The sequence below is a fragment of the Rhizobium sp. PP-CC-3G-465 genome (genome assembly GCF_004343445.1).
Taxonomy (GTDB): Bacteria; Pseudomonadota; Alphaproteobacteria; order Rhizobiales; family Rhizobiaceae; genus Ferranicluibacter; species Ferranicluibacter rubi.
The window spans coordinates 41,535-60,432 of sequence record NZ_SLYH01000009.1; the positions used below are offsets into that span (position 1 = coordinate 41,535).

Sequence of the window (18,898 nt, forward strand, 5' to 3'; positions counted from 1 at the left end):
GGACATGATGCCCCGGACAGCCACTGCAAACTTAGAGGAGGAGGAGACTATCATGGCGCCGGTCCCGGTTCTGGAAATTCGCAACGTCAGCAAGCACTTCGGTGCGGTGAGGGCTTTGACGGACGTAAGCTTCAGCCTGGAAAAAGGGGAGGTTCATGCGCTTTGCGGCGAAAATGGCGCGGGCAAGTCAACGCTGATGAATATCATTGCCGGCGTTCTGCAACCGACCGGAGGCGACGTGCTCGTCGACGGCGCGCCGGTCAAGGTGACGTCGCCGGCCGTGGCGCAATCGCTTGGGCTTGGGCTCGTGCATCAGGAAATCGCGCTCTGCCCCGATGCGACGGTAGCCGAGAATATGTTCATGGCCTCCACCAACCGCCGCCGCTCTCCTTTCATGAATTATGGCAGGCTGGAGCGCGATGCGCAGACCGTGATGAACCGGCTGGCGCCGATCGACGTGCGCCGCAAGGTCGCCGAACTGCCCATTTCCAGCCAGCAACTGGTCGAGATCGCCAAGGCGCTGACGCTCGATTGCCGCGTCCTGATCTTCGACGAGCCGACAGCGGCCCTAACGGAATCAGAAACCCTGGTCCTGTTCGGGATTATTCGTGATCTGAAGGCGCAGGGGATTTCGATCATCTATATCAGCCATCGCATGGCCGAGATTTTCAGCCTCTGCGACCGGGTAACCGTGTTTCGCGACGGGCGCTATGTCTCGACGGAGAATGTCGCCGATCTGATACCGGACGATTTAGTGCGCCGCATGGTTGGGCGTGAGATCACCCAGCTCTATCCGGAAAAGCAGGCGCTGAGCGAGCGGATGGACAAGACCATTCTGAGCGTGCTCGGTCTCGGCGACGGCAGCCGCTTCCAGGATGTCAGCTTCGAATTGCGCCAGGGCGAAATCCTCGGTGTCGGTGGGCTGATCGGCTCGGGCCGCACGGAAATTGCCGAAGGCATCTGCGGATTGCGATCGGTGATGCACGGCGAAGTGCAACTGCATGGACAGGCCTTGCGGATAAAATCCTATGCGCAGGCCGTCAAGGCGGGTGTCGTCTATCTGTCGGAAGACCGCAAGGGGTCCGGCATTTTTCTGGACTTGTCCATCGCCCAGAACATTGCCGTTCTCGACCTTAAGTCGCTGACAGGGCCGCTCGGCCTGTTGAACGCCAAAGCGGAGGCCGATCGCGCCCGGGATCTCACCCGCCGGCTTGGGGTACGGATGGGCGGCATCGGTATGCCGGTCTCGTCGCTCTCAGGCGGCAATCAGCAGAAGGTCGCGATTGCCAAGCAGCTGGCGGTCAATCCCAAGGTCATCCTGATGGACGAGCCGACGCGCGGCATCGATGTCGGCGCCAAATCGGAGATCCACCGGCTATTGCGCGACCTCGCGCGCTCCGGCATCGGCATCGTTGTGATCTCGTCTGAATTGCCGGAATTGCTCGGCCTCTGCGACCGGGTGGTGGTGATCCGCGAGGGCACGGTCGCCGGCGCGGTCGAGGCAGAGACGATGACGGAAGAAGCGATCATGCGCCTTGCATCGGGTGTCGGTGGCCACAACACTTCAAAGGCATCAGAGCATGCTGCGTAAAGAACAAGCAGGGGCAGGAGACAAGGTCATGGCGGACGCTACGTTAACAACGGCACATCGCGCACGCGCGCCCGGCTGGAAACGGCTGGGGACAATGCGCGAGGCGGGACTGATCGCAATTATCATGGCGCTCTGCATCGCCATGAGCGTCGCTTCGCCGCATTTCCTGACGCTCGGCAACTTCCGGGCCATGCTGATGTCGTTCTCGGTCGAAGGCATTGTCGTTGTCGGCATGACCATCCTGTTGATCGTCGGCGGCATCGACCTGTCGGTCGGCTCGGTCGTCTGCTTTTCTATGGTGCTGTCGGGTTCGCTGTTTTTGATGGGGCTCGACCCCTGGAGCGCCTCGTTGATCGGCATCATCGCCAGCGGCCTGATCGGCTGCGTCATGGGCTTCTTCGTAACGGTGGTGGGCCTGAACCATTTCATCACGTCGCTGGCGGCGATGGTGATTGTGCGCGGCATCTGCCTAATCATCACCAAAGGCACGCCGCTGTCGCTGTTCACTTTGCCGCCTTCGTTCAAGGCGGTCGGGCAGGGCACATTCTCCGGTGTTCCCTATGTGATCCTGATCTTCGTCACCATCGTCGTGCTGTTCGATTTTCTGCTTCGCCGGGCAACGGCCTTCCGCAAGGTGTTCTATACCGGCAGCAACGAAAAGGCGGCGCTCTATTCCGGCATCAAGACCAACCAAGTGAAATTCTGGGTGACGGTTCTCTGCGCGACACTGTCTGGTGTTGCCGGCGTCGTCTACATGTCCCGTTTCGGTGCCGCGACCCCGACCTTCGGCGTCGGCATGGAACTCAACATCATTGCAGCGGCGGTGATCGGCGGGGCTTCGTTGAATGGTGGCTCGGGTACGATTCTCGGTGCGATCCTTGGCATCGCTCTGCTTTCGGTCGTTACCAGTTCTCTGATCCTTCTCGACGTCTCCGTCTATTGGCAAGACATGATCAAAGGTTGCATTCTGCTCGCTGCCGTCTCAATCGACCATTTTCTGCACAAACGGAAGGCTGCCTGATATGCCGATAGCCAAACTCAAGCCAGCCAATGCGCCGCGCGAGGAAATCGTCATCGCTCGGCAGATGCACCAGGCGCTGGTCCTACACTTCCTCGAAGGACTGACGCAGGCGCAGATCGCCGATCAGCTCGGCATCTCGCACGCCACTGTCAACCGGCTGATCAAGCGTGGCCGCCAGCTCGGCCTCGTCGAGATCAAGATCAAGTCTCCGGTCGAGCCGTTGGTCGATATGGAAGAACAGCTTCTGGCGCTCGGCGGCATTAGCCGCGCTGTCGTGGTTCCGACCGTGTCCGACAATCCCCAGACAGCGCTTCAGGCGGTCGGCGAAGCAGCGGCCAGGCTGTTGCTTGGAGAGATCATCGACGGCGATACGATCTGCGTCACTGGGGGCAAGGGCGTCAGCGCCGTAGTTGCCGGCATGCATGCGCCGCGCCGCTTCGATATCGAAGTGATCCCGGCGACAGGCTGCGTCCAGGGCAAGCACTATACCGACGTGAACCATGTTTCGACATTGATGGCCGACCGGCTCGGCGGCCGCTCTTATCAGATCCATGCGCCGCTGTTTGCCGATAGTGCGGCCGAGCGCGACATGCTGATCAACATGCGATCCGTCGCCGACGTGTTCAAACGGGCGCGCGAGGCACAGATCGCGGTGGTCGGCATCGGTTCGATCCTGTCGGATGACTCTAGCTATTACGACCTGCATCCGTCTTCGAGCACCGACCGCGCGGCGATCGAGCGCTCCGGCGCATCCTGCGAGCTGCTGGCGCATCTGCTCGATAACCAGGGTCAGGTCTGCGACTACAGTCTCAACCGGTCGCTTGTGTCGCTGACATTGCCGGAATTCGCTTCGATCCGCACCAAGATTGGTGTGGCGAGCGGGCCGAACAAGGCGGGGCCGATCCTCAGTGTTCTCCGAGGCAATCATCTTGATACGCTGGTGACCGACGAAGCGACGGGTGCGCGGGTACTTGCACTGGCGAATGGCGAAGGAAAATGGGCATGAGCGAGCAGCAGTTGACACGTGAGATCGGCAAGACCGGCGTTTCCGCCTCCGCGGTTGGGCTGGGCACCTGGGCGATCGGTGGCTGGATGTGGGGCGGAACGGATGAAAGCGAATCCATTGCCGCGATCCACGCTTCGCTTGATGCTGGTGTAACGCTGATTGATACCGCGCCGGCATATGGCCTTGGGCGCTCCGAGGAGATCGTCGGTAAGGCCTTGGCCGGCCGCCGCGACAAGGCTGTCATTGCCACGAAGTGCGGCCTTGTCTGGCATACGCAGAAGGGACGGCATTTCTTCGATCAGGATGGCAAGCCGGTCCACCGCTATCTCGGTCGCGATGCGATCCTGCACGAAGTCGAGGAAAGCCTGAGACGGCTCGGAACCGACCATATCGATCTTTACATCACCCATTGGCAGGATCCGACGACGCCGGTCGAGGAGACGATGCGGGCGCTGGAAGATCTGCGCACATCCGGCAAGATCCGTGCTCTTGGGGCCAGCAATGTCAGCAAGGACGTTCTCAACGCCTATCTTGCGGTGGGTGGTCTCGATGCGATTCAGGAGAGGTTTAGCATGATCGATCGCGAGATCGAGGTGGATTTGCTGCCGCTGACCCAGGCCAACGAAATGGCGACGCTGAGCTATTCGTCGCTGGCACTGGGGCTTCTGTCCGGCACCATAGGCCCGGACCGGATGTTTTCGGGCGACGACCAGCGCAAGGACAATCCGCGCTTTTCGGTCGGCAACCGTGAGAAGGCAAGGGCGCTTGCTAATGCCATCCGTCATGTTGCGGAAAAACACGGCGCCAGCATCGCTCAGACGGTCATTGCCTGGACGCTGGCACAGCCGGGCGTGAGCTTCGCCCTTTGCGGGGCCCGTAATCCGGCACAGGCTATCGACAATGCACGGGCTGGAACCATCCGGCTGGATGCGACCGATCTGGCCGCGGTCGATACGGCCATAGCGGCGAAACTGACTGACATGGACAAGTAGCGGATCGCCATCATGAAACGTGAAGAGACATTGAACGGGCTCCGCCAGAGCCCGAAGGTGGACGTGTGTGTCATCGGCGGCGGCATAAACGGCATCAGCGTCTTTAGGGAGCTGGCGCTGCAGGGGCTGAACGTGCTGCTCGTAGAAAAGCATGATTACTGCTCGGGCGCCAGTTCGGCCCTCTCGCGCATGGTGCATGGCGGGCTTCGCTACCTGGAAAACGGTGAATTCAAGCTGGTGCAGGAATCGCTGGTCGAGCGCGACCGGCTGCTGCGCAACGCGCCGCATTATGTCGCGCCGCTGCCGACGACGGTGCCGGTCTTCGACATTATTTCCGGTCTCGGCAATGGCATCGTCCGGTTCTTAGGCCTCAGTCGCCGTCCAAGCCGCCGGGGTGCGATCGCCATCAAGGCGGGCCTCAGCATCTACGATTTCCTGACGCGCAAACGGGCGACGATGCCGCGCCACCAGTTTCGCGGGCGGCGCGCGACCCTCGCAAAATGGCCGGCACTGCATCCCGGTATCAAAAGTTCCGCCACCTATTTCGACGCCTGGGTCAGCCATCCCGAGCGGCTTGGCATCGAACTGCTGCAGGATGGGCTTTCGGACAAGTTCGGCGCCGCGGCGCTGAACTATGCGCAGCTGCGCCGCATGGAGGATGGTCAGTACCGTGTCGAGGACCAGATCGGCGGCGCGTCCGTGGCCGTGGAACCCGCATTGATCATCAATGCCACCGGAGGCTGGATCGATATCGCCAACCAGAGCCTGTTTTCGCCGGACGCGCGGTCGGTCCCTCTGATGGGCGGGACCAAGGGCTCGCATCTGATCATCGACAATAATACGCTGCGCGAGGCGCTTGCCGATCACATGATCTATTACGAGAACAAGGACGGGCGGATCTGTATCCTGTTTCCCTATCTCGGCAAGGTCCTGGTCGGCTCCACCGACATTCGCGTCGACGATCCGGAAACCGTGCGCTGCGAGGCGGATGAGCGCGACTACATCCTGCAATCGCTCGCCTTTGTGTTGCCGGAGATCACCATCCGCCGGGAGGATATTGTCTTCCAGTTTGCCGGCGTGCGGCCGCTTCCGGCCAGCACCGACAGCTTTACCGGCCGCATTCCGCGCGACCATTTCTGCACGGTTGTGGAACCCAGGGACGGTGGTCCACCGGTGCTGTGCATGATCGGCGGCAAGTGGACGACGTTCCGCTCGTTCGGCGAAATGGCAGCCGACATGGCATTGGAACGGCTTGGCCGTCGCCGTCACGTGTCAACCACCGACAGGCCGATCGGCGGCGGGCGGGCGTTTCCGGCCAATGCGCCGGCTTGGCTTGCGAGCGTCGCTACGAAGAGTGGCATTTCCGGCGCGCGCATGGCGGAGTTGTTTTCCCGTTACGGCACGGACTCTGAGGCGGTCGCTGGTTTTATCGCGGCAGCACCGGATCAGGCGATGCCGCATGCCGGTTACTCGATGCGCGAACTGCAGTTCCTGATCCGCGATGAATCGGTCGAGCATCTCGACGATCTTTTGCTGCGCAGAACGACGCTGGCCGTTTCGGGCGAACTCTCGCTCGACATGATGAATGCAGTGCTCGAACTCCTGGCACAGGAAAAGCACTGGACATCGGCGCAGCGCGCCGGCGAGCGCGACCGTTTTCTCACCCTTCTCACCGGGCGCCACGGCGTCGATCACGATACGCTTTCCGCAAGGAACGAACCAAGGAGTACACAATGCGATACAACAGCAAAGTCCGGATGAACCGGCTGTTTGGCAACGGCCGCTGCCTAGATGTGGCGATCGATCACGGCGTCTGCAATGAACCGACCTTCCTCAATGGACTTGAGGATATCCAGGCCGTAGTGGACGTGCTGGTTTCTGCAGCACCGGATGCGATCCAGATGAATTACGGCCAGGCGGACCTGTTGCAGGATGTTCCCGGCAAGAACAAACCGGCGCTGGTGATGCGCATCGACATGGGCAATCCCTATAACCGGATCCGCCACCGCGACATGTGGGCGGTGTTGCAGAACGAGGCCGAGCCGCTGATTGGCGCGCTTGAGATGGATGCGGCCTGCGTCGTCGTCAACCTGTTCATGCTGCCGGATGAGCCGGACCTGTTTCGCCAATGCGTGCAGAACATTTCGCGCGTCAGGGCCGATTGCGACAAATATGGCATGCCCCTGATGATCGAGCCGCTTGTAATGCAGCCGGTCACGGAGAAGGGCGGTTACATGGTCGATGGCGATGCCGACAAGATCGTCACGCTGGCGCGTCTGGCGCGCGAAATGGGTGCCGATATCATCAAGGCTGACCCAACCGATAATGCCGAGGATTTCCACCGGGTGGTGGAAGCGGCGCGCTGCCCGGTTCTGGTGCGCGGCGGCGGCAAGGAAGACTTAAGCGCGGTGTTCGACAAATCTGCGGCCCTGATGCGTCAGGGCGCAATGGGCATGGTCTATGGGCGCAACATCTACCAGCATGCCAATCCGAGCGCCGTGGTGCGCGGTCTGATGGCGATCATCCATGAGAATGCAAGCGGCGAACAGGCATTTGCGCGTTATGAGCAGGGCTGATCGAAGCACGTTCCTTTTCCCTAACGGGGAGAAGTGCCGAGCGTAAGCGAGGCGATGGGGCGGCAAATTCAGAGCCTGCCGCTTCTTCATCCGGCCCTGCGGGCCACCTTCTTCCCGCCGGGGAGAAGAGGAAATCAGCACTGGGCTTTCTGTCCCAACCGCGCAAAACTGACAGAGCCTTGGGAGGGGTTCAGAATGAAAGAATATCTTTTGGGCCTCGACGCCGGAAACACCGTTATCAAGGCGGTGATTTTCGACCGGGCGGGCAACGAAATCGCGGCAGCGTCCGAAGAAGGACATAGCCGCATGCCAAGCCCAGGGCATGTAGAGCGGGGTCTGGACGAACTCTGGACCAATGCAAGGCAGGTTATTCGCGCCTGCATCGAAAAAGCCAAGATACAGCCGGAGGCGATCGCTGCGATCGGCTGCGCCGGGCATGGCAACGGTCTCTACGCGCTCGATCGCGATGGGGCTCCGCTGCTCGGCATCCAGTCGCTCGATACGCGGACATCCGGACTGGTCGACGAATGGCGGGAAAGAGGCGTGGGCGAGCGCACCCAACCGATTGCTCGCCAGCGTCCGTGGCCATCCCAGACACCGACACTGCTTGCCTGGCTGAAGCGCTACAAACCGGAGCAGTTCAACCGGATCGGCACGGTGTTCTTTTCCAAGGATTTCATCGTCAACCGCCTGACTGGCGAGCGTGTCAGCGAGGTATCGGACATGTCGGGCGCCGGCCTGCTCGATCTTTCCACGCGCCGCTACGATCAGACACTGATGGAGGCCTATGGCCTTGGCGATTGTATGGACCTTCTGCCGCCGCTCATCGAAAGCGATGATATTGCCGGCACGGTGACGGAGGAGGTTGCCGCGCAGACCGGGCTTGCTGCGGGCACGCCCGTGGTCGGCGGGCTGTTCGACGTCGTCGCCTCCGCACTCGGCTCGGGCGTGACGCGCACCGGCAGCGCCTCGGTCATCGCCGGCACCTGGAGCATCAACCAGGTGATCATCGACGGTCCCGATCTCGACGGACCGGTGTTCATGTCCTCGACCTTCGATCGCAGCCGCTACATGGCGATGGAGAATAGCGCCACTTCGGCAGCCAATCTCGAATGGCTGGTCAGGGAATTCTTCGAAGGCGAGCATGCAGAAGGTGTTTCGCCGTTTGATGCAGCTTGCGCACTGGCCGGGGCAATCGAGCCCATGGCAGACGATCCGCTCTACCATCCGTATCTCTACGGCGCTCAGCAGGATGGCCACGCGCGTGCCGGCTATTACGGCATTGCCGGCTGGCACACCAAGGGGCATCTCGTTCGTGCGCTTCTCGAAGGCGTCGCCTTCGGCCACCGCGCCCATATAGAGACGATCCGCAAGGCGGGCGCGGTGTTCAACGAGGCGGTGCTTTCGGGTGGCGGATCGCGCAGCCTTATCTGGCCGCAGATTTTTGCCGATGTGCTCGGCGTACCCGTGACGGTCGCCCGCTCGCGCGAAACCGGCGCGCTGGGGGCAGCGATTGCGGCCGGAACCGGCGTTGGTATCTTCGCTGATTTCGGCGCCGGTGCGGTAGCGATGGTGCAGACGGAGAGGCATTATCGTCCGGACGTCGCGCTTGAGGCTCACTATGCCCAGCGCTACGCTCTTTATAACGATATCGCCGAGGCGATGGCACCGCTGTGGCGGCGTCTGACAGCGGTGCAGCCTGTTGTTGCTAGAGTAGCGGCGTGAAAATGCGTGTGAATGATGCAGCGATCAATGCGGGGCTTTATGATTTTATCGTCGTTGGCGCGGGCTCGGCGGGCTGCGTTCTCGCCAACCGGCTTTCGGCCGATCCGAAGAACCGCGTGCTTTTGCTCGAAGCGGGCGGCAGCGACCGGTATCATTGGGTGCATGTGCCGATCGGTTACCTCTACTGCATGGGCAATCCTCGCACCGACTGGATGATGAAGACGGCGGCAGAAGCAGGGTTGAACGGCCGATCTCTGCCTTATCCGCGTGGGAAAGTGCTCGGTGGCTGCTCGTCGATCAACGGCATGATCTATATGCGCGGGCAGGCTGCCGATTACGACGGCTGGCGGCAGGCGGGCAATTCCGGCTGGGGCTGGGACGAAGTTCTGCCTTATTTTTTGAAATCCGAGGACAATTATCGTGGAAAGTGTTTGATGCACGGCGCCGGCGGGGAGTGGCGGGTGGAAAAACAGCGGCTGTCCTGGCCGATCCTCGACGCATTTCGCGATGCGGCCGAAGAACTCGGTATCCGCAAGACGGACGATTTCAACGGTGGTGACAATGAAGGATCGGGCTATTTCGAGGTCAACCAGCGCGGCGGGTTGCGCTGGAATACCACCAAGGCCTTCCTGCGCCCGGCGATGAAGCGCGCCAATCTACGCGTGCTGACCGGGGCTGAGACCGAACTGCTGGAGTTTGACGGCCGGATGGTGACCGGCGTGCGCTTCCGGCTGAACGGACGGGCCCATGTCGCCCACGCCAGCCGTGAGGTCGTGCTGTCTGCAGGCGCAATTAACTCGCCGAAAATCCTGGAACTATCAGGGGTCGGCCGTCCGGATGTGTTGTCCCGGGCCGGAATCGAACCAACTCATGATCTTCCTGGCGTCGGCGAAAATCTGCAGGATCATCTCCAGATCCGCACGGTCTTTCGCATCGAGGGCGCAAAGACCCTGAACCAGCTCTATCACAACCTGTTCACCCGGGCGGGCATGGGGCTTGAATATATGCTGCGCCGGTCCGGTCCCCTGTCGATGGCGCCGAGCCAGCTCGGGATCTTTGCCAAGAGCGATCCGGCGGTGGCGGCTGCCGATCTCGAATATCACGTGCAGCCTTTAAGCACCGAACGGCTCGGCGAGCCGCTGCACCGGTATCCCGCCGTGACCGTTTCCGTCTGCAACCTGCGGCCGGAGAGTCGCGGAACGGTGCATGTCACCGGACCGGTGCTGGCCGTGGCCCCGGAGATCCGGCCGAACTATCTTTCGACCGCAGGCGACCGGATCGTTGCGACCAATTCGATCCGTCACGTTCGCCGCCTGATGGCGGCCGGTGCGATCCGGAAATACCGGCCGCAGGAAATGCTGCCAGGCACGCAGTATCAGAGCGACGAAGACCTGATCCGCCGTGTCGGCGACATCGCCACGACGATCTTCCATCCCGTCGGCACCTGCAAGATGGGCATCGACACGATGGCCGTCGTCGATCCGCAGTTGCGGGTGCACGGGCTTTCGAGATTGCGGGTGGTTGATGCCTCGATCATGCCGGCGATCGTCTCAGGCAATACCAATTCGCCTGTGATCATGATCGCGGAGAAGGCGGCAAATCTAATTTTAAGTGGATGCTGAGAGCCAACTCAAACCGTTACCTTGTGCTTTTAATCAGGTGTCAATTTCCACCATGCAATATATCGAGGTTTATCCTGAGTTGTGCGTGCGTGGACTTGGATATACTGATTGCATACGCGAGTATCTACAAATCATCAGACCTTCTACGCGACGTAAAACCCAGAAGCGAGGGGCATGCAAAGTTTGCCGCATTTCGGTCTCGGCTGAAGCTCTACTTCAAGCCAAGATCGGGCGACTAAAGCCTTGGAAGAAGGGGGTCAGGCAGCATTTTTTTCGTGGTCCTGAGCGAACTCAAGCCAAGCCTCAAGCTCTGGAGCTGCAAGCGGTTTTGCGAATAGATATCCTTGACCTTCGTCGCATGACATGCGCGTCAGAATCTCCAGTACCGTGGCGGTCTCGATTCCTTCCGCCACGACACGGTATCCAAGGTCGTGCGACAAGGTGATCATAGAACGGACCAAGCATTGTCCACGCTCATTGTTCTCCAAATCCCGAATGAACGATTGATCAATCTTAACGATTTTGGTCGGAAGTATTTGAAGGTAGGAGAGGCAGCTGTATCCAGTACCAAAATCGTCAATAGACAAAGTGATTCCAGCGTCACGCAATGCCTCGAGCGTCCTCAGTGCCGTCAGTGTGTCTTTCATGATTGCACTTTCGGTGACCTCGAGTTCGAGAAGTGCCGGCGGGACTCCAGAGCGCAACAGTGCCGCGATGACATGTTCGGCGAACGCGCCATCATCGATATTGGCAGCTGAGACATTCACAGACACCAGGAAAGAAAAGCCGCTATTGATCCACGCACGCAACTGCTTGAGCGCGGCGTTTAGAACCCAGAGGGTCAGGTCGCGCACATGCAGGGAGCGCTCGATGATGGGGATGAACTCACCAGGAGAAATAGTCCCGAGTTCCGGATGCAGCCAGCGCAAAAGGACCTCAACACCAACACATCGCCCGCTAATCAGGTCGATGCGTGGCTGAAACACCAGGGACAACTGATCGTCAGAGCGCAGGGCCACCGTAATGTCCTGCAAGATTTTGAAATGACGGCGATGCTTTTCATCCAACTCAATCGAAAAGAGGCTGGCATGAGTGTTGCCGTGGCGGGCGTCCTGAGCTGCACTGTTCAAGGCCTGCAATAGCTCAGCAGCCCCGATGCAGCCCGGCACGAAGGGGACCACGCCAGCAACAGGGGCCGTCCGGAAGTGGAGATTCGTAGCCTCCCGCAAACTCGACAGGAGATCAGGAAGGTCGGCAAGCGCGTCTTCTTCCCGCGAACCCCTAGCGGCCAAATATGCGAACTGCGTGTTCGAGACATTATAGATCGTCCTCTGATGACCAATCTTCTCCATGAGCAGACAGGCCGCTGCCTGTACGTAGGCGTCCAGATGTCCTGGCTCAATGACCCGCGCGAGACCGCCGATTTGTGACGTTTCCGCAAGATCGATAAGGATGACCAGTCGAACATCCACCCCCTGCTCGTCCTTCGCAAGATCGACGATGTCGTCGTAGAACTGTTTTCGGTTCGGTAGCCCGCTGACAGGATCAATTCGGCGGTAGGCGTGTTGGAGCTCAATCTGGGCCATGACCATTTCGGCTAAGTCGGTGAGCGCGCGAATTTCACTATCTGTAACATCTCGCGGCTCGGTACCGAGGACACAGAGTGCGCCCACGCCGAACCCCTTCTGCGTAACCAATGGCGCCCCCGCATAGAAGCGAATCCCGCTTTGTCCTAAATGGCTCTCGCGGTAACGCGCGTCTGCCGCCATGTCTTTGATGATAAGAACATTCGTGGTTTCGGCAACCTCCGCGCAAGGCGCAAGATGTCCTGGAATCGATTGATGCTGAACGCCAACGCGGGACTTAAACCACTGACGGTCGACGTCGGTCAACGATACGGCTGCAATCGGCAGATCGAAGATATGACGCGCTATCCTTGTGATCCGGTCAAAGCTCTCGCAATATGGGGCGTGGAGAAGGTTAATATTCTTTAAATAGCCATTATTTTCGACGTAACATTCATTTCGATTGTTTGTATTGACGTTACGCGTAGTCATAGTGAGGGCCTTTTCTGATTCTATTTAAATAATTCGTCAATATTGCCGAACATAAAGACTTAAACCATGTCTAAAACTATCAGCAATTCTTATTAAATTTGGATTTAAATAAAAATATGGAAAAGGCAATTTTATATAATGAGTTTCTGAAGATATTGTTTGGTACTTATTGGAAGTATTATCATAATTGAATAATAAATATAAATTACAATTATTGATGGGCTTTTCATTAGTCGGATTTATCCTGGCCGCGTTCTCTGCGGACTGGGGCTTCTTGTGTGTAATGTCGGTCGCCGTTTTCACAACCTTGATCGGCCGACCATGGTGGAAAGCGGTATTGTAGGGTGCCTCAATCCAAACCTCTCTGCCGCCTTTGCCGATCCGCTTGTACGCGCCGCAGTCGAACTCGCCTCTTCCGAGGTTCCCCAAGATACTGACAGCCCAAAGTTGCTAACTCGCTCGGGTCGACAAACAGGCGATGATGGCGCCGGATATCTCGAGAGGGCGCAACCGAGTTTGGGAAAAATTGGCGTTTGCCGTGGTGGTCGTTCCGCGAGTTTCAACACAACCATTGCCTAGAGACGTTAATGAGCATCAAGGACTGCGCTCGCTCCAAAAAATACAAATCAAACATCCAAGTCTCCTGTTCTACTGTACCGCTGAATGCCGCCCATCCATCCAAGAGTTCTCGTAGGGACCGTGCCTCTCACCCTAAAAGTCGGGTAAAACATTTACGATACGTAAAACATCGCGCTCGATAAGCGAGATATGCGTGACTATGTCCTTTCATGCGTTCTATTGACGCTACTCACGGGATAGTTGTCATCGGCGGAACACATCGCCCGGTCTCTCGCCAAACTCTGCCTTGAAGAGGCGAGCAAATTCTCCAGGGGACAGAAAACCCCATCTACGTGCGATATCGCCGATACTTGGCCGGTCGCCAGCTCGAAGGTCGTCGTAAGCCCGCTTAAGGCGAGTCTTGCGGATGTAAAGACTGGGTGTTGTTTCAAAGCGCTCACGGAATGTCAGCTGGAGCGATCGGATACTCATTCCGCAGGCGACCGCAACGTCCGTGGGCGTGATCGGCAAATGGGCATTTGCGTTGATAAAGTCCACCGCACGGCGGACAACCCGTGGCAACTCGACGGAACCACGTCGTAAGACTTCAGAATACGAGTGATTGGCACTGTACAGGATCGTGTTGATCAGAGCGTCGTGAAGGTTGGCGACGGCCAAGGAATTGCCAACCAAGCCCCCATGATCTGAAAGCCCGTTGTACAGGGCATCACATATGCCTTCGCATGAGAGGTGGAGGGCCGGGGACGTTGCGCCAGCCGAAAATTTGATGCGGTTTAGGTCTCCGTCGCCGAGCCGATCTGAGACCGCTCTTGTAAGTGTGTCGGCGTCTATTAGCACGCCCTTCTGCGAAGACATGGCTGACATGGATTTCCTGTCCGCATCGCGACGGTCTAGAAAAAGGGTGGCCTCCGCGTTGGTATCCGAAAACGTGGAAAGCGCATTCAAGTTTAGGGTCCTGCGTTGAATTGAAAAGACAAAATCATCAAGGTCGCCATCATACCGAGCAAGATAGCCTGTCATCGTCGAGGCTCTATAGATGCGCACCTTGTCAGTTTCCAGGAAGCGTCCTTGCATATGGAATTTGCGCGTTTCTGACGGTTCCACAAGAACAAGGCTGGCCATGCGTCCAAGGACATCTCTTGCCTCATCCAGATCGAAATATTCCATACGCAGCATACGTTTCTCCCTAATGTTACTAACATAACATAGGCGTTTGATTTGTATTACAATTGTCGCGATGTCAGTTTATGGAAAATTCTTTTCTAAATTAGGGTGAAATGACATATGCGAGGCTCGGATACTGCACTTGATTCATCATTGGAAACCAGACAGCAGAGAGCAGTGACAGCGACGGCCCGGAGGATTGCAGTTCTTTTCTAAAATGCGCGGCGGTTCAGGTCTGCCGGACCACCCAGGTCTTTGCTACTTATGACGAACGGCATTGTGGCCGCGTCGTAGCCGACATCCAGCGGCGGGCTCTGTCTATCGGCTACGGGTTGGTACCTACAGCTTGAGATTTTTATCTTGGGAAGCGGCCGCATATTCCGCTAGGGCCTGCTGATCTCGGGTCTTGATCGGAACAAAGCGCATGCTTGGTCGACCCGCCGCCTCACATATCGCCTCTGCGTCTGCCGCGTCGGTCTTATTCTGTTTAACGTAGGGTTTGACATATTGCGGCGGAATGAGCCGAACGTCGTGCCTCAACCTCACCAGCTCCCGAGCTCAGTAATGAGCGCTTGAGCATACTTCCATCGCAATCGAACAAGGCGGCAGCTTAGCAAAAAACGCCAACAATTCGCTGCGTCCAAGGCGACGGCGAAGAACAGTTTGGCCGGCAGCATCGACGCCGTGAGCTTGAAAGACTGTTTTTGCGAGATCGAGACCAACAGTAACAACAGGCATGGGATGACTCCTTCTTGGCTAAAAAAACAGCTGCCATCTTCGCTGAGGGAAAGGGAGCGGTCCATGCCATCAAATGGGCTGTTCAACGTGCCCGCTACATGACACTGGAGACTATCGGGTAAATGAGCGATGATTCACTCATCAGCTTGTCAGCAGTGGCGCGATGATACTCTTCCGGCCCTTCGGAATGAGCCGTGGTCGTATAAGCTACACCACCTAAGCAGCGCGTCAGAAACGGTAGCCTACGCCGAAGCCCGCCGAGGTAGTATCGAGACTGGTTTTAGCGTTGACGCCCTGGTTCTCGATCGTCTGAGTAGGAGGAAAGATCTGTTTGACTTCGAAGTTGGCAAACCACTTGTCATTTACTTGATAGTCGAAACCCGCTTTGACTATCGGAGCATATGAGGCAGACACGTTAAAATCCTGAACAACCCCCCCGGCTGGCTTTTCACCAAGATACCACGTTGCGAGCATCCCTGCACCAACGTAGGGCTTGAACCGTCCTTCCGTATTAAGATGGTATTGAACCGCCAGCGACAACGGCAAGCTCCAGACAGAGCCAACGTTGATGTCGCCGTAAACTGTGTCCTTTAATTTGATTTTGGTGTTCAGCGCTCCTGTCTGCCCGGTGATTGACCAATGCTCGCTCAGAAAGAGACTGACATCGATGTCCGGTAAGATCATCACCGGCACATCAACATGTCCACCAATGAGATCAACGGTCGAATTCTGGTTGTAGGGCACAATAGCGGATATTCGCCCACGGATTATCACATCGCCTGTCTCAAACGTGCGTGCGGTGACCCGATCATCTGCGATGGCTATCTGAGCACCGAACGTGAAGGAAAGCGCAATACTTCCGAAGAATCTTAGTCGCCCGAGTGAATGATGTTCGTTAAGTATCACATTTATAGACAAATCAAAGCGCCCCGATGGAGATGTTGTAAATCATATCCCCATGGAGCTTCTTAAACCTTAACGCGTAAGCTTAGAACGTCGGCGTAGATGAATTCGGGTGTCATTTACACGGAGTTTCGTGCTGCTGGGAGGTCAGGGAGACCCACAATGATTGACATTCATACACTGCTATTTGCCAGTGTCACCGCACGTACCGGGTTCATTCTGATTTTCCTGATTGCGAGTTTTAGAAGCGAAGCGCGTCTTGCTTTTCGCTTTTGGAGTGCCAGCATTTTAGGCTCGGCGGTTGGTGTCATGTTGATCTATAGTGACCCCAACTACCCATATTTCCTCGCGGCGCGTGGGATGTTGATATATGCTATCATTGGTATCAGCCTGTCTTGTATCTGGGCGGGAGGCCGCGTTTTCAGCGGCGGCAGAGTGAACAAGGCGGTCTTCGCCGTCATGGGGCTAACACCAGGCCTCGTATATGGCGGCGCCCGCTTTCTTGGACTCGTGCCGGACATAGTGGTCTTGCTGACCATTGTTACTTTGGTCGCATCAACGGCGATAGCGGCACGTGCCTTCCTCGCTCGGAAGAGAGCTGGCTATCTTCCCTCACAATTGCTCGTGAGCGTTGCGTTAAGCACATATTCGCTGGCGCTCACGGCCTCTCTCGTGATGATTGCGTTCAGGCTCCTCACCCCGGGGGGCGTTCCAGACCTGCAGGCGGCAGACATATCCCTCGCATTGTTCATAGACCAGCTCACAAGCGTTCTCATCTATGTTGGTCTTGTCTCTATGTCGCTTGAAGACGTTCAAGCGCGAATGAAAGAACTTGCTACGACGGACCCGCTAACTGGACTTGCAAACCGGCGCGGAGTGCAGGAGCAGACATCTGCCCTGATTGCTGCTTGTAATCGGGCAAAGCGGCCGCTGTCTGTTCTGATTGCGGACCTTGATCATTTTAAATCCATCAATGACCATTACGGACACGACTGCGGAGATATGGTGCTGAGAGAGTTCGCGAGGCGCATGTCCTGCCTCTGCCGACGCGGTCAGGACGTAACGGGCCGCTGGGGTGGTGAGGAATTCCTCGTGGTGTTGAGTGATATGACGCCGGCGGAGGCAGTTTGTTTTGCAGAGCAACTCCTCAAACGCATATCGGAAGAGCTGTTTGATATTGGAAAGCAGAAGATTGCGGTCACGGTGAGCATCGGCGTTGCAGGGTTCTGCAGCGGTGTCACGCCGCTCGCGGTCGCCGTAACTGCGGCGGACGAAGCTCTGTATGAAGCAAAAAGAAATGGCCGCAACTGCGTCCATTGTGTCGTGCCGGGTACAACGCCTCCACAAGCCCATGTTGCGTTGGCGGTGGAAAGTTAGGGGCCTGCTTGTTGATTACCGCACGATTCTGATCCACTTTTTTTACGATCCGCTCGCACATTGTAAAGATACTTCCCGTCGATACCATATCTGCGGTTACATAGCACAGCGCGAAAAAAAGTGGTCCATATCCAGCTGAATTCGACACCCTGCCTCGCAATCGTCGAACTGAGCCGTGATTTTTCGCGCGCGCGCGTATGGCCACCCGCATACTTTCGCCCTGACCTCAAATAAGTATGCAATTAGACACATAGTCGAAGAGCTGAGCCAAAAATCGCGTTCACATGACAAGGTTTCCGCCATCTCGAACCAAGTTCAGGTTAGTGTAGGCGCGCGAAATTAGGCCAATCTAGTAGAAGGTAGGGCAATCCACTGCCGCCTTTCTTCTGTCTCACGCATAAGTCCTATCGAATTATAGCCTATAATTAACCTCGTCCTTGTCCCTACCTTATACGATAGCGGGCGCCACGAGCCCATTCTTAAGATGCGTCTACGCATCGAACAGGTTTCGGAATGGAGACAACCAGATGAACTACAAACACCTCGGCCGTACCGGCCTGAAAGTAAGCCCCCTTTGCTTAGGCACAATGAACTTTGGGGAGTTCACTGACGAGGCGACCAGTTTCGACATCATGGATAGCGCTCTGGATGCCGGCATCAACTACTTCGACACCGCTGACGTGTATGGCGGCCCCAACACGCCGGACATGGAAAAAGGCTTCGGCGTTTCCGAGGAATATATCGGAAACTGGCTCGCGCAGGGCGGCCGTCGCGAACGGATCGTTCTGGCGACGAAAGTATACCAGCCCATGGAGACCGGGCCGAACGACAAATACCTATCGGCTTATCATATCAGGAAAGCGTGCGAGGATAGCCTCCGGCGGCTGCAAACCGACCATATCGATATCTACCAGATGCACCACGTAGACCGGAACACGCCTTGGGAAGAAATCTGGCAGTCAATGGAGCTTCTCGTGCAACAAGGCAAGGTGCTCTATGTCGGCAGCAGCAACTTCGCAGGCTGGGATATCGCCACGGCTCAGTCGGCTGCCAAGTTCCGCAATTTTCTAGGTTTGGTGTCCGAGCAGAGCCTCTACAATCTGACGGCACGCACGGTGGAACTGGAGGTCATTCCTGCCTGCCGGCACTACGGGCTGGGTCTTGTGCCATGGAGCCCGCTTGGCGGTGGGCTGCTTGGTGGCGTGCTACAGAAGGTCAAGGAAGGCCGACGCACGAAGCCGAAGGTAACGGACCAGATCGAAAAGCTCCGCCCCCAGCTCGAAGCCTACGAAAATCTCTGCCGGGAAATCGGCGAACAGCCTTCGGATGTGGCGCTTGCCTGGCTCCTTCATAACCCTGTCGTCACGGCGCCAATCACCGGTCCGAGAACCGTCGAGCAACTCACCGAAAACCTTTGGGCTGTGGATGTATCGCTTTCGGATGAGACTTTGAAGCGTCTCGACGAAATCTGGCCCGGATACGGAGCCGGAGCGCCAGAAGCCTACGCTTGGTGACATCTTACTGGGTTTGACCCTTCACCGAAAGTC

At 57.5% G+C, this 18,898-nt stretch carries 13 protein-coding genes and 1 pseudogene; 10 read left to right on the forward strand and 4 right to left on the reverse strand.

What is annotated here, in order from left to right; all coding sequences use genetic code 11:
- Positions 1–52: 52 nt before the first annotated feature.
- The 8 genes from C8J33_RS22060 to C8J33_RS22095 all read left to right on the forward strand — a co-directional run bounded on the left by C8J33_RS22060 (position 53) and on the right by C8J33_RS22095 (position 10,533).
- Entirely contained in the window at positions 53–1,591 is a 1,539-nt protein-coding gene (locus C8J33_RS22060) for a sugar ABC transporter ATP-binding protein (RefSeq protein ID WP_132665353.1), read from the forward strand.
- A 28-nt stretch (positions 1,592–1,619) separates the two neighbouring features.
- Entirely contained in the window at positions 1,620–2,612 is a 993-nt protein-coding gene (locus tag C8J33_RS22065; protein ID WP_110802844.1) for an ABC transporter permease, read from the forward strand.
- A gap of 1 nt (position 2,613) precedes the next feature.
- Positions 2,614–3,618, forward strand: coding sequence for a sugar-binding transcriptional regulator (locus tag C8J33_RS22070; RefSeq protein ID WP_110802845.1), 1,005 nt, complete (start codon positions 2,614–2,616; stop codon positions 3,616–3,618).
- Entirely contained in the window at positions 3,615–4,610 is a 996-nt protein-coding gene (locus C8J33_RS22075; protein ID WP_132665354.1) for an aldo/keto reductase, read from the forward strand. Before C8J33_RS22070 ends, C8J33_RS22075 begins: the two co-directional genes overlap by 4 nt.
- Positions 4,611–4,622: 12 nt before the next feature.
- Positions 4,623–6,371 carry a glycerol-3-phosphate dehydrogenase/oxidase gene (locus C8J33_RS22080; protein WP_110730811.1) on the forward strand — a complete coding sequence of 583 codons (1,749 nt, stop codon included), beginning with the start codon at positions 4,623–4,625 and terminating at the stop codon, positions 6,369–6,371.
- A complete protein-coding gene (locus C8J33_RS22085) occupies positions 6,344–7,186 on the forward strand; it encodes a class I fructose-bisphosphate aldolase (protein WP_132665355.1) in 843 nt (280 codons plus the stop codon). The genes C8J33_RS22080 and C8J33_RS22085 overlap by 28 nt, the downstream gene beginning before the upstream one ends.
- Before the next feature lie 195 nt (positions 7,187–7,381).
- Positions 7,382–8,911 (forward strand): FGGY-family carbohydrate kinase, encoded by a 1,530-nt coding sequence (locus C8J33_RS22090; protein WP_132665356.1) that lies wholly within the window; start codon positions 7,382–7,384, stop codon positions 8,909–8,911.
- 2 nt (positions 8,912–8,913) lie between these two features.
- The gene (locus tag C8J33_RS22095; protein ID WP_422038865.1) at positions 8,914–10,533 is read left to right on the forward strand and encodes a GMC family oxidoreductase; all 1,620 of its coding nucleotides are present in this window, start codon (positions 8,914–8,916) and stop codon (positions 10,531–10,533) included.
- Between the two features lie 257 nt (positions 10,534–10,790).
- On the opposite strand, the gene C8J33_RS22100 is transcribed toward C8J33_RS22095, so the two are convergent.
- The 4 genes and pseudogenes from C8J33_RS22100 to C8J33_RS22115 form a co-directional block, all read right to left on the reverse strand.
- The gene (locus C8J33_RS22100; RefSeq protein WP_132665358.1) at positions 10,791–12,590 is read right to left on the reverse strand and encodes a putative bifunctional diguanylate cyclase/phosphodiesterase; all 1,800 of its coding nucleotides are present in this window, start codon (positions 12,588–12,590) and stop codon (positions 10,791–10,793) included.
- A gap of 822 nt (positions 12,591–13,412) precedes the next feature.
- Positions 13,413–14,345: a helix-turn-helix transcriptional regulator gene (locus tag C8J33_RS22105; protein WP_132665359.1), complete on the reverse strand. Its 933-nt coding sequence runs from the start codon at positions 14,343–14,345 to the stop codon at positions 13,413–13,415.
- A gap of 372 nt (positions 14,346–14,717) precedes the next feature.
- Positions 14,718–15,071, reverse strand: a pseudogene (locus C8J33_RS27615) (IS110 family transposase); the annotation flags it as partial.
- A gap of 228 nt (positions 15,072–15,299) precedes the next feature.
- Positions 15,300–15,989, reverse strand: a complete 690-nt coding sequence (locus C8J33_RS22115) for an OmpW family outer membrane protein (protein ID WP_110730805.1) — start codon at positions 15,987–15,989, stop codon at positions 15,300–15,302.
- Between the two features lie 147 nt (positions 15,990–16,136).
- Here C8J33_RS22115 and C8J33_RS22120 point away from each other — a divergent pair, with 147 nt between their 5' ends.
- Together C8J33_RS22120 and C8J33_RS22125 are read left to right on the forward strand one after the other, a co-directional pair.
- Positions 16,137–17,351 carry a GGDEF domain-containing protein gene (locus tag C8J33_RS22120; protein ID WP_110802854.1) on the forward strand — a complete coding sequence of 405 codons (1,215 nt, stop codon included), beginning with the start codon at positions 16,137–16,139 and terminating at the stop codon, positions 17,349–17,351.
- Between the two features lie 527 nt (positions 17,352–17,878).
- Positions 17,879–18,865 carry an aldo/keto reductase gene (locus C8J33_RS22125; RefSeq protein WP_132665360.1) on the forward strand — a complete coding sequence of 329 codons (987 nt, stop codon included), beginning with the start codon at positions 17,879–17,881 and terminating at the stop codon, positions 18,863–18,865.
- The last annotated feature ends 33 nt before the right edge of the window (positions 18,866–18,898 follow it).

What these genes read in the sequence shown, in the direction of transcription:
- C8J33_RS22060 (WP_132665353.1), top strand. Translation starts at nt 53, where the DNA reads ATGGCGCCGGTCCCGGTTCTGGAAATTCGCAACGTCAGCAAGCACTTC.
- C8J33_RS22065 (WP_110802844.1), top strand. Translation starts at nt 1,620, where the DNA reads ATGGCGGACGCTACGTTAACAACGGCACATCGCGCACGCGCGCCCGGC.
- C8J33_RS22070 (WP_110802845.1), top strand. Translation starts at nt 2,614, where the DNA reads ATGCCGATAGCCAAACTCAAGCCAGCCAATGCGCCGCGCGAGGAAATC.
- C8J33_RS22075 (WP_132665354.1), top strand. Translation starts at nt 3,615, where the DNA reads ATGAGCGAGCAGCAGTTGACACGTGAGATCGGCAAGACCGGCGTTTCC.
- C8J33_RS22080 (WP_110730811.1), top strand. Translation starts at nt 4,623, where the DNA reads ATGAAACGTGAAGAGACATTGAACGGGCTCCGCCAGAGCCCGAAGGTG.
- C8J33_RS22085 (WP_132665355.1), top strand. Translation starts at nt 6,344, where the DNA reads ATGCGATACAACAGCAAAGTCCGGATGAACCGGCTGTTTGGCAACGGC.
- C8J33_RS22090 (WP_132665356.1), top strand. Translation starts at nt 7,382, where the DNA reads ATGAAAGAATATCTTTTGGGCCTCGACGCCGGAAACACCGTTATCAAG.
- C8J33_RS22095 (WP_422038865.1), top strand. Translation starts at nt 8,914, where the DNA reads ATGCGTGTGAATGATGCAGCGATCAATGCGGGGCTTTATGATTTTATC.
- C8J33_RS22100 (WP_132665358.1), bottom strand. Translation starts at nt 12,590, where the DNA reads ATGACTACGCGTAACGTCAATACAAACAATCGAAATGAATGTTACGTC.
- C8J33_RS22105 (WP_132665359.1), bottom strand. Translation starts at nt 14,345, where the DNA reads ATGCTGCGTATGGAATATTTCGATCTGGATGAGGCAAGAGATGTCCTT.
- C8J33_RS22120 (WP_110802854.1), top strand. Translation starts at nt 16,137, where the DNA reads ATGATTGACATTCATACACTGCTATTTGCCAGTGTCACCGCACGTACC.
- C8J33_RS22125 (WP_132665360.1), top strand. Translation starts at nt 17,879, where the DNA reads ATGAACTACAAACACCTCGGCCGTACCGGCCTGAAAGTAAGCCCCCTT.